General features: G+C 38.8%; 13 protein-coding genes. All 13 read right to left on the bottom strand.

Annotated elements, in window-relative coordinates; all coding sequences use genetic code 11:
- Window positions 1-82: 82 nt before the first annotated feature.
- Window positions 83-850, bottom strand: coding sequence for a hypothetical protein (locus tag AAIH57_RS12480; protein WP_430021811.1), 768 nt, complete (start codon window positions 848-850; stop codon window positions 83-85).
- Between the two features lie 243 nt (window positions 851-1,093).
- Window positions 1,094-1,927: a hypothetical protein gene (locus tag AAIH57_RS12475; protein ID WP_430021810.1), complete on the bottom strand. Its 834-nt coding sequence runs from the start codon at window positions 1,925-1,927 to the stop codon at window positions 1,094-1,096.
- Window positions 1,928-2,093: 166 nt separating this feature from the next.
- Window positions 2,094-2,462: a hypothetical protein gene (locus AAIH57_RS12470; RefSeq protein WP_430021809.1), complete on the bottom strand. Its 369-nt coding sequence runs from the start codon at window positions 2,460-2,462 to the stop codon at window positions 2,094-2,096.
- 148 nt (window positions 2,463-2,610) lie between these two features.
- Window positions 2,611-2,922, bottom strand: a complete 312-nt coding sequence (locus AAIH57_RS12465; protein WP_430021808.1) for a hypothetical protein — start codon at window positions 2,920-2,922, stop codon at window positions 2,611-2,613.
- 10 nt (window positions 2,923-2,932) lie between these two features.
- Window positions 2,933-3,235, bottom strand: a complete 303-nt coding sequence (locus AAIH57_RS12460) for a hypothetical protein (RefSeq protein ID WP_430021807.1) — start codon at window positions 3,233-3,235, stop codon at window positions 2,933-2,935.
- 218 nt (window positions 3,236-3,453) lie between these two features.
- Window positions 3,454-3,693 (bottom strand): hypothetical protein, encoded by a 240-nt coding sequence (locus AAIH57_RS12455; RefSeq protein ID WP_413034520.1) that lies wholly within the window; start codon window positions 3,691-3,693, stop codon window positions 3,454-3,456.
- Window positions 3,694-3,974: 281 nt separating this feature from the next.
- Window positions 3,975-4,634 carry a hypothetical protein gene (locus AAIH57_RS12450; protein ID WP_430021806.1) on the bottom strand — a complete coding sequence of 220 codons (660 nt, stop codon included), beginning with the start codon at window positions 4,632-4,634 and terminating at the stop codon, window positions 3,975-3,977.
- A gap of 208 nt (window positions 4,635-4,842) precedes the next feature.
- Window positions 4,843-5,730: a hypothetical protein gene (locus AAIH57_RS12445; protein ID WP_430021805.1), complete on the bottom strand. Its 888-nt coding sequence runs from the start codon at window positions 5,728-5,730 to the stop codon at window positions 4,843-4,845.
- Between the two features lie 159 nt (window positions 5,731-5,889).
- Window positions 5,890-7,005: a site-specific tyrosine recombinase/integron integrase gene (gene xerA / locus AAIH57_RS12440; RefSeq protein ID WP_430021804.1), complete on the bottom strand. Its 1,116-nt coding sequence runs from the start codon at window positions 7,003-7,005 to the stop codon at window positions 5,890-5,892.
- Window positions 7,006-7,203: 198 nt separating this feature from the next.
- Entirely contained in the window at window positions 7,204-7,515 is a 312-nt protein-coding gene (locus AAIH57_RS12435; RefSeq protein ID WP_430021803.1) for a hypothetical protein, read from the bottom strand.
- Between the two features lie 133 nt (window positions 7,516-7,648).
- Window positions 7,649-9,442, bottom strand: a complete 1,794-nt coding sequence (locus AAIH57_RS12430; protein WP_430021802.1) for a serine hydrolase domain-containing protein — start codon at window positions 9,440-9,442, stop codon at window positions 7,649-7,651.
- Between the two features lie 77 nt (window positions 9,443-9,519).
- Window positions 9,520-11,181: a M20/M25/M40 family metallo-hydrolase gene (locus tag AAIH57_RS12425; RefSeq protein ID WP_430021801.1), complete on the bottom strand. Its 1,662-nt coding sequence runs from the start codon at window positions 11,179-11,181 to the stop codon at window positions 9,520-9,522.
- 298 nt (window positions 11,182-11,479) lie between these two features.
- Window positions 11,480-13,288, bottom strand: a complete 1,809-nt coding sequence (locus tag AAIH57_RS12420) for a serine hydrolase domain-containing protein (RefSeq protein ID WP_430021800.1) — start codon at window positions 13,286-13,288, stop codon at window positions 11,480-11,482.
- Between the last annotated feature and the right edge of the window lie 233 nt (window positions 13,289-13,521).

The raw sequence follows: 13,521 nt of genomic DNA, 5'->3' as shown, positions 1-13,521 counted from the left end.
CACGACCCAGCGTATGCTGGGTGTCCGGTGCACGCCTGACCAAGGGCGTATGCCCGCAGCGTGAATATTATGTTATACGTTGTTACCGTCTTCCTGAATTCTCTTCCAAATCAATCTGTAGTTTGTTAAACGCTTTTTCAATATTTCTTTTAACATAACTGTTACTTGCAAAAGCTTTTTTAATATTAAGCATATAAAGACATCTTAGATAAAAAGCAAAACCTTTATACTCATTGAAAGTTATTTCTATAATATCTTCATTACTATGTGGTAAACTCCATGTTGCTATCATTTTAGGTTCTAATGATCTATCTAGTCTCAATCTGAAATTAGTGTCGAATCCATCTTCATTGTCTCTGGCATACAAATTTATCTCATCCCATTGCAATACAGTTATCACGGATTCGAGATTTGATACAAATGCTGAAACGAGATCGAAATATAAATCAATTTCGTCAATCTGTGGAAGAGCGTATTCATGCTCCATCTTATTTCTAATTTTATTTAATTTAGCTAGCGAAGTTGAATTGAACACACCAATTGAACTGATCAATTCAAGCTTTTTTTCAAACTTCAAATTTCGCCTTCTAAAAGTATCAAACAAAGAAAGAGTATATAAAAAGGTATCAGTCTGACAATCTACAGCTCGTTTTAAATTTGAGATACAGTTTATTAAAGCCTCGGGTGTTCCTTCAATTAACTGATTCTCTGCAAACTCTAAATAATCTCTAGCATATAAATCATAGTCTGGCATATTAAATCCGTACCCACTAGAAGAATCTTCCTCAAGATCTTCAAGATGCTGGGTAAGAAAGTCGAATATTTTTTTGATTTTGTCAAATTCATTCATATATCTGTTCCCCTACTATTTTATTTTTTGCTAATTACGTATAACGATCGTGTATCCACGACGTCCCACCGACTTAAGGCTGCGACAGCAGCCGGGCGCGATGCGCTTAGTCGGTGCGGATGTGTCCGCCTGATTCTGCTTCCATGCTGATCCCCCTCGGGTGGACCAAGGAGCCGCCAGGCTCCGATGCGTGGATATGATGTTATCAGATGTCGATGACCTCCTGATTATCCCCGCACAGATCTAGTTATCATATTTTTTCAACACTACAATTTGACTCTTAATTGAAAAAATCTCTAATTCAGTACCATATTGAGTTGTTTTCGCTTCCCCATAACAAATAACTAATGCATTCTCTATTGATTCAATAAACTCTTTGTTTTTTTCAACATAATCCCATCTGATAAATAAGGAAAAATCTTTTGTATTCTTATATGCAGGGTTTTTACCTCTGGTTAATGGGATCACTATGTTGTTTTTAATTGTCTTAGCTTTTCTAGTATTGCCTCTTAAAATACAGATAACCCCTTCCCCATTTGTAGTATCAATTCTTTGAATAATATCATCCTGTGAGCCTACTAAGTCTCTTAACTTTATTATATTTCCATCTTCAGTCAGTAGTTCTAACTCTTCATAGTCCTTCTTGAGATTAAAATAGTTTCTACTATCTAATAAGTTTACAAGAGAATAAATAAACTTTCTGCTTCTTCTTCCTCCAAATTCTTTTGCTCTATTTGCCCTATTGATATTTATAGTAGAATTGTCATCCTTTAACCTTTGTGATCTAGGTAATATTGTAGATACTAACTGCTCAATCTCCCCGTAATTTTCAAATTTCTCTTTTTGCTTCTCAATATTAGGAATGGCACATTTACTTAGATGATTTTTTAATGGCCAGTTCTTGAAATGGGGATCATTATGATCTTTTCCTCTTGTAAACTGCACCTGAACACCGCAGAATTTGCAACTGAATTTATCTCTTTTGTCTTGATACTTGTAATATTCGCTATCCACATCAAGCGCACATACTAAATTTTCTGTTTGTTTATTAAAAATTGCATGACTCATTCTTGTCATTACTTTTCCTCCGCTATATCCATCGATTTCTTATAACGTTCCTGTATTCACGACCCGACGTATGTCGGGTGTCCGGCGAACGCCGGACCCAGGGCGTATGCCCGCAGCGTGAATATTATGTTATGTGAAGTCAATGTCCTCTTTGAGTTACACAATAAATTTCTATTTACATTCTTTGTTGTTCTTCCAGCCATTTTTCAAGTGCCTCTTTTATTACAAAACGATCTTTAGAAGACATGCTTTTAATTTCATTCCAGTTCCCATCTACAAGTTGTAAACTATACTCTCCATTAATATTTGAATCAGGATACCATCCTATATCGAAGAGTATCGTATCTTCTCTTTCGGGCACATACCATTTCCCTTTTTTAATTTTCAATTTAACTATTTGTAGTAAATCTTCTGTGAAGAAACCCCAATTCTCAATGAAATAATCACTGTCTTGGCTAAGAATAGGTTCTATATCATAAAATTTGTTATAGACTACTGCATAGCCTGCTGGAATCTTAAGTTGTATTAAATTCAATTTCCTCATCCTCTTACTAAATTTCTCATTGATTTCACATAACGTTCCTCTATTCACGACCCGACGTATGTTGGGTGTCCGGCGAATGCCGAGCCAAGGGCGTATGCCCGCAGCGTGAATATTATGTTAGGTGATGTTCACACTCCTACGAGCATACTTACAGGATTGGTATAGTATCTAAATTCTCATACTTGTTGAAAATAGTATAAAAACAGCCTTCAAAATAGTTATAAGCTTCATTAAAAGTTAGTTTTAGATGTTCATAATCAATACCATAATTGTGTTCTTTATCTCCTATCATTTGTGCATTCTCATATTTATCATCAAAAGGGTATCTAAACATCATAGAAGATGAATCGATGTTATCTAAGTCTTCAATAGCCGTCTTCATCGTTACAAGTGGGGATTTATCTTTTTTAATAGCTTCGCTCAAATATTCATGAAGTATATTTTCTGTTTTATTCCACAAAGATTTTAAACTATGTCCTTTTATTTTTTTCTTGAATTTTCTCTCTTGTCATACTCTGATCCATTAAATAATGTGTCAAAAGAATCGCCTTCAAGATCAGCTCCGTTGAATGACGGTATAGAAAAATACTTGGAATAATTACTTCATCAGCTTGCTTTGTAATATTACTTCCAATAGAACTTATTAATAGATCTCCACTTTTCTTATACATCTCAGAATAAGTTTTGAATTCCCAACTTGAATAATCGCTTCTTCTCCAGTTAGGATAAGCGTTCTTGTTAATGTCCGAATTTCTCTTAAACAATTCTCCCATGAAAATGCCTCCAAAATATAATTCTCTTGTGAATTTCACCTAACGTTCCTGTATTCATGAACCCCACAGGGGTTGTCTGCTGAACTGCCTCCTGGAAATTCATCTGGCAGACCAAGGCTCCTTTAGGAGCCGCTGCTTGAATATTATGTTATCCGATGCTGCTGACTTCTTTGAGTATTATAACAAATCATACTTTTCTTAATTAACTACTCTTTCTTTTATTTAACGGGTTTATAAATCCGATCTGTATCCGTGTCTATCACATAATCTATTTCAAGACTTTCAGTCTGTTGTACTTCTTTAAGGTTTAAATATTCTTTTAATTTCATTGGTATGTCTTTTGTTGTAGAACACCTTTCTTTTGCTTTTACATAGCTTTCCGATAGTTCTTGGTGACTAACATCCCGGTCACTAGCCAATACACACTGTATGTAGTAACCATCAATTTCAATGATCACGATAGATTCTCCCATATCACCATAATTTACATCTTAAAAGCTTTGATCTATTAAATATTTTCTTCTCCATATCTTTTTATGCACTCTGCTCTTAATCATTCATGTTAAGGCTTTGGCGGTTTCGTTTAACGTTTGTGTATTCACGACGCTCGACGAAGTCGAGTGTTTCCGGCTGCCACTGCTTCCCTGCCAACTACATCTGCCGGACCGAGGGGCGAATGCCCCGATGCGTGAACATGTTGTTATGTGATTCCAACGACTTCCTCGAATTACTTATGGGTTTAACGTGAAGCAGTCATATACAAATTATATAAATTAGTACATTGGTCAAAACATTCCAGATATAAAATTCTGATTTCATCATTAGAGCATAACTTTAGATAACTTTCTGAATTTATGATCTCTTTGATGGGTAACATCTCAAGATAATATTCCGGGCTATTCTCCTTCATTAAGATATCTTTATATCTACTAAGTACCTTTACATAAACATTATCAATAAGTCGATATTGACACTTACTGAGCTCCATCAGGAAGAATTTCTGTATTTCTCTCGCCAAAAACGAACCATTATTATAGGGACCGAAAAAGCAATTACTTACAGGAGACCTATACCAGTACTGACCTTTGTGCCAATGCTTTGTAACAATAAAAGAGTGCCACTTTCGAATTTCTTCATAACGAGATCCTAACACTTGATAGTGGCTTGAATACAGTCGCTCAGTGGATTGTGATAGCAAGTAATTGATTATTTCTTCATTAGTATTTAATTGTGTGACCTTGGTTATCGAACACCAGCAAATATAGTTATTATCTATTTTTCCCAATAGGCATAATTCTTCACCAGGGCTAACATATATCTCAAAATAAAAATCTTTATTGCTAATATCATAATTCGGCTTAACACTATTCTTTGTTGTAATAAGGTTGTATTCAATCATTATAATGACTCCTTTATCAGAGTTTTCGCTGGTTTCACATAACGTTCTTGTATTCACGAACCCGAGAGGCTTAAGGCGCGTAGCTGCCGGGTCGAAGACTTAGGCCTCGCAGGGTTGTCTGCAGCCATAACCTCACTGTCTTAGCTTCTGCAGACCAAGGGGCCGGCAAGGCCCACAGCGTGAATGCATTGTTATGTGATGTACCAAATTACTCTTCTTCGAACAACTTACGATATAACTCTTGTAAATCTTGGTCCTTTATAAATTCTTCAAGGAATTTGCTGTTTTCAATGTTATTTTCATTTTTTTTAAGCTGTTCCAAGATTCTCTGTGCTTGATGTTCGGGTACAGATCCTTCATTAGCATGTTCAAGAACGGAAATCAAATCACCTAAAACAGGGCTTCCCATTAGTTGATTTATTGTTAATTTACCTTGATCTTCAATTAAAGTATTAGTCCACATATCAAATTTAGTCTTTTTAATTGCAGTCACAATTAGAATTCCTGATAGATTTGAATATACGTAACTATATTCAAAGGGTTCATTATTCTCTAAGAGAAACCCAAAAATACTTCGCCTAAAAAAAGATATCGGCCTTAAGTGAGCATGTCGGACAAAAGCTAAATCATTTAAAAAATAAATATGAGACTCCACATTATTTGGAAAACTTCTTTTTCCCAATAAGTATTCTCCAAGCTCTTGAGCAGCCTTGGTTATTTCCTCTATATTATTCTGTGTAATGTCAACTTCTTTATTTAGATAATCAATTAACTCTAAATACAATAGTCTCCAATTAACAGAAGTAATAAAATAATTAAGCCATTCCTGGTATTCAAACTCCTCTTTGTTATCCCTTAAGTAGGGAATAAAAATGTTTTCTGCGAATTTTTTTTCAGATTTTGAGAACAGACCTTCACAATTCTCACACAATAGATATTTCTTAAACCCATCTTGTTCTCTTCTTTTGTATTCATTCTCACTCTTTCTTAAGAATCCTGTAATCCCAGTTTTCTTAATCCATTCTGTCACAAATTTTGGGATTATATGACTTTCTTTAAGTGTTGTTTTATTCTTACATAATGCACAAGTTTGCATTATTCTCCCCCTAGTAATTTGGTATTTCACATAACATCTAATTTATGTACTTCGTGAATACCACACATCCTGTACGTTATCCGAACTACGTCTATGATAACCCAAAATGTTACATTTGCGTAGAAAAGTTTGGAGATAAAGGGAGACTTAGAGTAGCCCTCAATCCCCCAAATCCATCCGATCCAGCGGGCTCTGAATACGCTGGATATTTTTCGTACTTACATGCGTATATCGCTGAGTTGTACGTGCACTCGTATGACCAAGTAGCTCCTGAATGTAGCGCAGGTCTGTCCCGTTTTCTAGCAAATGAGTGGCGAAGGAGTGTCTCAGAGCATGAATACTTACCTTTTTCTCAATTCCTGAACGTCGCCTTGCTTCTTCAAACACCTTCTGCACGCTCCGCTCGGTAAGATGTCGATCAGAAGATTGCCCTGGAAACAGCCAACGATTAGGTCTATATTCAGCTATGTATTTCTGCACGATATCCCAGGCAAGATTTGAAAGAAGCGTCCTCCGATCCTTGTGTCCCTTCCCCTGTCTCACGATGATTGTTTTCCTTTCAATATCCAGATCACTGCAACGCAGATGCACAACTTCACCTACTCGAAGCCCGGAAGAATAGGTCAGAAACAATATGGCCTTATGTTTAGGGTTGGTTACGGATTTGAGTAATTGAGCAACTTCCTTTTCGGACAGCACTTTTGGAAGCTTGGTCTGCTTCTTGGGACGAATATACTGGATATCCGTAGGTTGAAGGAGCACATGTTTGCAATAGAAGCGGAGCGCGCTAATCGTCTGATTCACACTTGAATGGGAGATTCCTTGCTCAAGCAAACCTAAACAATACGTCTGAACATTGGATGTAGTCACATCCATACTTTTAAGTGGAAAGCTACTCAGAAAACGTTCGACCTGATTACAATACGCTTTAATCGTTTTGCGGCTGTATCCTCGTAACTTTAGCGCCTTCTGTAACGGTTCTTTGCTCCACTGGTTGTTTCCCCTACTAGCTTTCCATTGCTGCAGTTCTTCATTCTCAACCCACAACTCCGGGGGAATCTGAACATCATTTGGATCGAACTGATTTATGAACTCCTGAACAGCAGCGATAGTGTAGGGGATGATCCATACTTTCAGTTTGGATTCCCACTGTCTGCCCGTAATCTGGCGAATACGCTGAATATATGCTGGGTTGTATGGGATGCGAATGTGCAGTGAGTCTGTGGAACCTTTCGTTATAGTAATCTTCTCTTCATATTTAGCATGCTCACTCATCGGAAACTCTCCCTTATTTGCATAGTTATGTTTTCCTCGAAATTCTAAAAAATAAAAAAGGAAGGCTCTCTTCATCCCAAATAGGGAATCAGATGACCTTCCGATCCTTTCGGAACATTTATGATGTTGTAAAAGTAAAGATGAGCACAGCCAGTTCGATGACAAACCTCTACTCCATAGCATCTACTCAAGCCTGCACTACTGATCAATTTGTCCTGATGAATAACAGTAGACGACTGAACCAGCTGGTACTTCGTCTGGGGAAATTTCTTTCCCCAAACATATACCGATATTCTTCTTGTCGGCTATAGAATGATTAATTTGAGTAGAAACAACTTCAAATATTTGCTCTTCCCCATCCGTTTTTTTGATGATAATCTGTTCACCGATCATCTCTTTGATTGTTGAAGGAAGTAGTTCATCCAACTCTTCGTTGGCTCCCATAACGATGATTCTGAATTCAGGTGTTTCAAAGACTAATCCAACGCCAAACAACATTTTAGTTTCCATTCTTTGACCACCCTATCCCTGATCTATGAATAGCTCACCTTTGACATCCTGCATCCTGAGATCGTCATTACGAAATCTAACCATGGCACCTCTCAATAATGCTTAAGTCATCCATTTATCCCTTCCCGCTTATCTAAACATACAAATTCCATCCCACAACAAAAGCAGCCAAGATGAAAGCCGAGATGCCAGACAGGATATACATTACCTTTTGCTTTTTGCCGTAACTGCTCTTCCGCAGTTTGTAAATAAGAAAGCCAAAATACACCACTGCCAGAACTACATAAAGTAAGTTGAACCCTAAATTAATGCGTATCGAAGAATAAGCGGGATAACTTGGAAGTCTGGTAAGGATGATAAAAAGATTCAGAAGGAGCAACACACCTACGAAATTAATAGCTAGATAATATTTATCAAAATGAGTTGGAGGATTTCCTCGTTTTTTAAGTTTGTAAAGAAGCATCCGGATTATGTAACCGATCAAAGCAACTAAGCTGAAAATGATAGCTAGCGCAACGGGAATAAGAGATATTGTAATCAAGTACACCTTTAGACTCGATACAGGCAAGTAATCCATGTAAGGAGTGTAGGAAATTTTCTCAACAACGCCATTATGCTCGACCACATTATAAAGACTACTTAACTCCGCTTTTGAAAATTTGGTTATATCCAGCTGCCTAAATAAATCGGTAAATCGAGAGGCGGGCCGTCGTGCGGATTGAAAATATCCTCCCCCCTCAGAAGTAACCGAATTAACGTATGTGCTGTTACCGAAAATCTTGCTAATAAGTCCATAATAATAGACTTCCTCAAACGCAATGTTTGTCATGACCACCATTCCAAATTTGGATACTGGATCAAAGACAACTTTGCTTGAAAACCCTTTTAAATTCCCCTCATGAAGCAGTGTAGGTACCCAATATTCCATCTCAGCGAACCCATGTGCAAATCGTGGAATCGAAGTCTCGTCATAATACAAACTGGTTGACAACATTTCGTCTAATGTATCCCTCTTAGCAAACAATACACTGTTATCATCCACAGGCATCAGCGCTGCAAGGAATTTCCCTAAATCTTCTGCTGTACCCATGGCTGCCCCTGTAGGATAAAACGTTACGTATACTCTGTTCTCTGGGATCCGTTCCAAATCTTTCGTATACCCTTCAACCTCATTCCTTCTTTGCACAAGGTCTGGACGATCCTGCCCCGTTGGATTAACCGTAGTGTCGTTCATATGAAGCGGTTCAAAAATATGTTGATTAACATATTCATAATAAGGTTGGCCACTTACCAATTCCACGATGTAACCGCCTAGACCAACGCCATAGTTCGAATAACCGACGACGCTATTCGGTTTGTATATCTGTTTCGGCTCATTTTTACGCAGCGTTTCTCCTAAATCATAATCTTCATTCTCGTCGTAATAATACACTTCGGTCGCTGTTTGATCTTCCCAACCCGCATTGTGATGCATCAGGTTCATCAGGGTAATCGGTTCATCGTATTTCAGTTTCTTGAAAAATCCTTCTGGCAGATATTCTCTGATATCCGTTTCCAGATCAAGCTTTCCTTGTTCAACAAGCTGCATCACACTCGTATAGACTAACAGTTTAGAGATGGAAGCCCATTCAAATACAGTAGATGTATCCGCCTTTCGCTGATCCTCGATATTCGCCAGGCCATATGCCTTATTCACTATAAACTCCCCATCTTTGATAGCCACAACAGAAACGGCAGCGGTATATTTCTGATACGAAGCAACATAAGAATCAATCGTTTCCTCTAACTCTGTTAAAGGAATCTTGGATGGTGTAGTCTCAACCTGTCCTTCTTCCGCGAAGACAGGTACCGCACATGCGATAATGAGGAATACAAGTGACAAAACACAAGCGATAACTTTGTTTACCGTGTGATAACTACGATTCATCTGCATTAGCTTCTCCTTATATGGAAAATAACTGCGTTAATCTCATTATGAATTAGAAATATTAGAGCAGAGCGACTTTATAATCCTGCATTGGGCTTTTCATAGTCATACGAGTTCGTTACATGGGAGCTACTGCTAACTGGCCGATTCGATGACAGCACCGGAAAAATGATCGTGAATGTAAATGTGATAAGTACAAACAACACACTCGCTGCATTCAAGGTCAACATCATAAGAAGGATGTAACAGATCGGCGCGAACAGCAGAAAAGCTGGTACAGCAGACAGTGTAGCAAACCATCTCCAATAGCCTGCGTGTAAATAAAAAGACAGGTTAAATCCAATGATACTGAACAGCAGCGGCCATACGAACAAATAGCTTCCTCCGGGTAAAAAGATGGATGACGCGATTGTGAACAGCAGCCACAAGCATAAAATCCCTGCCCACAGATAAAAGGCCTGAACTCGGCGTAACACCCATTGATTAAGGAGATAGATAACCAGTGCCATGACCAAGAATAACCCGATCAGGTAAGGAAAGCTTGCCGACGAATTCATCACGATATGTTCGTACTGCTTCTGTGAAACGACGGTTTTAACGGCCCACCATACAAGAGTAATGATCAGTCCAACAACTGCGATGCTAAGCAATGATACTAGAAACCCGCCGATCATGCCTTTCACACGTAATTGATTGCGGTGCATACCGTGCCATACAGTGATGATATAAGCTAAAATACCGATAAGAGCAATCCCGATAGCCCAAGATTGCGGATAGTGAACCATCCAGTTGCGAATAGCGTTGAAATATATGTAATCCTCTTCCGCAATATCACTTAAGTCCAAGTTGCCGAAGTGCCTGGTCAAGCTCAGCATATATTCCCCATGGTGTTGAAGACTGCCCCGATCCAGGTTTTCCGGAGTGTCGAGCTCCGTGTGGTATGCATCAAGACCCATACCGAAGGCGAAATTCAAACCTGCCATTCCACCGTCTCGAAAAACCGTAAAGTCCGTATCGTTGGGGAGCAGCTTGTAGGCATCCGAAAGAAGCGAGTTAGCCAACGGGTACGGCGTAGCATCAATGAATTCTTTAATCAACCAACCATTAGCATTGCTTGTTTCAAACATGAAAGAAGGACCTTGATTACCGCGGGCTTCAAAGTTCAGCACAACCCCAACATCCTTCGCCCACGGGTGCCCTTGAATGAATTCCTGCGCACCCAGCAAGCCCATCTCCTCACCGTCCGTCATGAGGAGTATTAGATCATTCTGAAGTGGGCCTGATTCACGTATCGCGCGTATCGTTTCCAGCATGGCGGCGATGCCCGAAGCATCGTCAGCCGCACCTGGACTGGTGACAACCGAATCGTAGTGAGCGGCAATCATTACGGCTTTACTGTTATCCGCTCCCGGAATTCGTGTAATGATATTCTCGACAACTCCTTTTGAAGAATAATACTTGGAGTTGACCATACCCCATTGCACTTCGGGCGTTAATCCAAGACTTTCAAGCTCAGCTATGAGGTAATCACGTACCTGATCATGTTCCTCCGTCATAATAGGGTGAGGCTCCTGCGCAATTTGTTTTACTTTTGTCATCGCACGCTCAGCAGAGAAAGCATCTAAGGGTTCGTGCTGATCTGCGACATTAGGCGCCTGAACTTGTGATAATCCGAGAAGAATTGAACCAACGATCATAATTAGAACAGTTCCAGTCGTGACCCACTTCATATAATTCATGCTTCATAATCCTCCAATGGATCCTTGATAGCTTACCAAATCATGATAAGCTTTTGTTACGGCTTTCTTGTATGCGTTCTCAAAAAAGTTACATGTATCTATTAAAACCATTTTTATTTCTTTATCTTTCAAGAGGCACCAATCAATGATTTCACCTATCAATTTTGGAGTGACGAAACTCTTCGCTCCACTTCGGAGTAAATACTCTTCTGTATCCGATCAACATACCAATGAAAGCCTCGATTAATCGAGAGATCCCTCCACTGTAATAAATAAATTTTTTATCAGCGCTTGCACTTTAAAAATATAACTCCCATCCCACAATGAAAGCAGCAAATAGTAAAGCTGACACGCCAGACATGATGTATACAGCCTTCCTCTTCTTGCTGTAACTTATCTTCCAAAGTTTGTAGATGAGCAAGACAAGATATGCTAAAGCTAGAATCACATATATTAGATTGAAGATAAGATGGATACGTAATGAAGAATAGGAGGAGTCTAAACTCACTGCTCTCATGTATAGAACTGCAGTATTCAGCACGAATGCCAGACCAGCAACATTAATGGCAACATGATATTTATCAAACCCTGTCCCGGGTCTTTCCCATTTTTTTGATTTGTATTTGGATAACCGGAACAAATAGCCAATAATAGCTCTCAAATTGAATACGATGGCTACTGCAAGAGCTATGAAGGTGGCAATGATCAAGAGCAACGTTGAACTTGTTACACGTACATAATCATTGTATGTAAAAGAGACTTTCTCAACGATACCATCCTTCTCAACAACATTGGTGAAGTTACTAAGCTCAAATGTGGAGTACTTTTCCATTAAAAGATACGCATAGAACTTAGTAAATCCAGAACCGGAACGTCGTGTAGTGAGATAATATCCATCGTTTCCAGAGGTAACAGTGCTAGTTCTGTAATTATTTCCGAACAATTTCTGGACAAGACCAAAACAATAAACCTCTTCTTCAAACTGGTTGGTCATCACAACTAATCCAAAATTAGATTTGGGGTCAAAAACCAATTTATTCGAAAAACCCAATGTATTTCCACCGTGTTCCAGTGCAGGTGTCCAGTACTCTACCTCAATGAAACCATGAGCGATTCGAGGGATAGAAGTTCCATCATAATATAGACTGGTTGACAGCATTTCCTTTAAGGTTTCTTTGTTCTTGAATAATAAATGACCATGATTGATCGGCATCAGGGCTGCAAGGAATTTCGCTGCATCTTCTGCTGTGCCCATGGCACCTCCTGCAGGATATATGTTCATATAAACTTTGGTCTTGGGGATGAGTTCCACATTAGCCGTATACCCTTGAACCTGATCTCTTCTCAGCATGAGGTCTGGTCGATCTTGATGTGACGGATGAATTGTAGTTTCTTTCATATCGAGTGGTTTGAATATATGTTCATTAACATATTCGTAAAAAGGTTGTCCGCTTTGCACTTCTACAATGTAGGCAGCCATAGCAACACCATAGTTTGAATAAGCCAATACGCTCCTCGGTTCATAGATCTGTTTAGGTTCGAATTTTTGCAACGTTTCTCCTAGACCCATAACTTGATTCTCGGATAGATACCATAAATCAATCATTTTATCTTCCCAACCCGCTTGGTGATTCATGAGGTCTAATAGCGTAATGGGGGCATCATATTCCAGCTTCTTTAAAAATCCTTTCGGCAGATATTCCTTAATATCGGTATCCAAATCAAGCTTTCCCTGCTCGACAAGCTGCATGACACTTGTCCAGACCAATAGTTTAGTGACTGAACCCCATTCAAAAACAGTAGAGCGATCCGCCTTTATCTGTTGTTCAATATCTGCATATCCATAGGCCTTCTTAAAAATCGTTTCGCCATTCTTGATAGCCACAATTGAAACAGCAGCGGTATTTTTCTGATTCGTAGCCACATAAGAATCAATCGTGTCCTCTAACTCTGTTAAAGGAATTCTGGATGGTGTAGTCTCAATTTGTCCTTCTTCAGCGTAGACAGGTACTGCACATGCGACAAGGACGAATACAAGTGACAAAACACAAGCGATTACTTTGTTTACAGTCTGATAACTACGAACTTTCTGGCGATTTCTCTGCATCAGCTACTCTCCTTCAGCATCAAATAAGATCCAATCTAACTCACCTTTCCGCAACTCCTAAATTCTAAGTAAGTCTATAAAGTAGTTCTTTGTGAATTCCATCACGATTATTAAGCTGACTAAAACATTTTTAGAAATATGTATCACTTCAATCTTTCATTTAGTATAACAGTAATTTTATTACAAAATAAAGCGTTTTCGTAATGTGCTAACCATTCATGCTTGAATGACCG

Origin of the sequence: Paenibacillus sp. MABNR03, from assembly GCF_050455445.1 — a bacterium.
Lineage (GTDB): Bacteria > Bacillota > Bacilli > Paenibacillales > Paenibacillaceae > Paenibacillus > Paenibacillus xylanilyticus.
The sequence above is the reverse complement of the archived record's forward strand: the minus strand, read 5'-3'. Positions and strand labels throughout refer to the sequence as shown.

Bases quoted from the DNA above. Each gene is read 5' to 3' on its own strand.
- AAIH57_RS12480 (WP_430021811.1), bottom strand. From the start codon at position 850: ATGAATGAATTTGACAAAATCAAAAAAATATTCGACTTTCTTACCCAG.
- AAIH57_RS12475 (WP_430021810.1), bottom strand. From the start codon at position 1,927: ATGACAAGAATGAGTCATGCAATTTTTAATAAACAAACAGAAAATTTA.
- AAIH57_RS12470 (WP_430021809.1), bottom strand. From the start codon at position 2,462: ATGAGGAAATTGAATTTAATACAACTTAAGATTCCAGCAGGCTATGCA.
- AAIH57_RS12460 (WP_430021807.1), bottom strand. From the start codon at position 3,235: ATGGGAGAATTGTTTAAGAGAAATTCGGACATTAACAAGAACGCTTAT.
- AAIH57_RS12450 (WP_430021806.1), bottom strand. From the start codon at position 4,634: ATGATTGAATACAACCTTATTACAACAAAGAATAGTGTTAAGCCGAAT.
- AAIH57_RS12445 (WP_430021805.1), bottom strand. From the start codon at position 5,730: ATGCAAACTTGTGCATTATGTAAGAATAAAACAACACTTAAAGAAAGT.
- xerA (WP_430021804.1), bottom strand. From the start codon at position 7,005: ATGAGTGAGCATGCTAAATATGAAGAGAAGATTACTATAACGAAAGGT.
- AAIH57_RS12435 (WP_430021803.1), bottom strand. From the start codon at position 7,515: ATGGAAACTAAAATGTTGTTTGGCGTTGGATTAGTCTTTGAAACACCT.
- AAIH57_RS12430 (WP_430021802.1), bottom strand. From the start codon at position 9,442: ATGAATCGTAGTTATCACACGGTAAACAAAGTTATCGCTTGTGTTTTG.
- AAIH57_RS12425 (WP_430021801.1), bottom strand. From the start codon at position 11,181: ATGAATTATATGAAGTGGGTCACGACTGGAACTGTTCTAATTATGATC.
- AAIH57_RS12420 (WP_430021800.1), bottom strand. From the start codon at position 13,288: ATGCAGAGAAATCGCCAGAAAGTTCGTAGTTATCAGACTGTAAACAAA.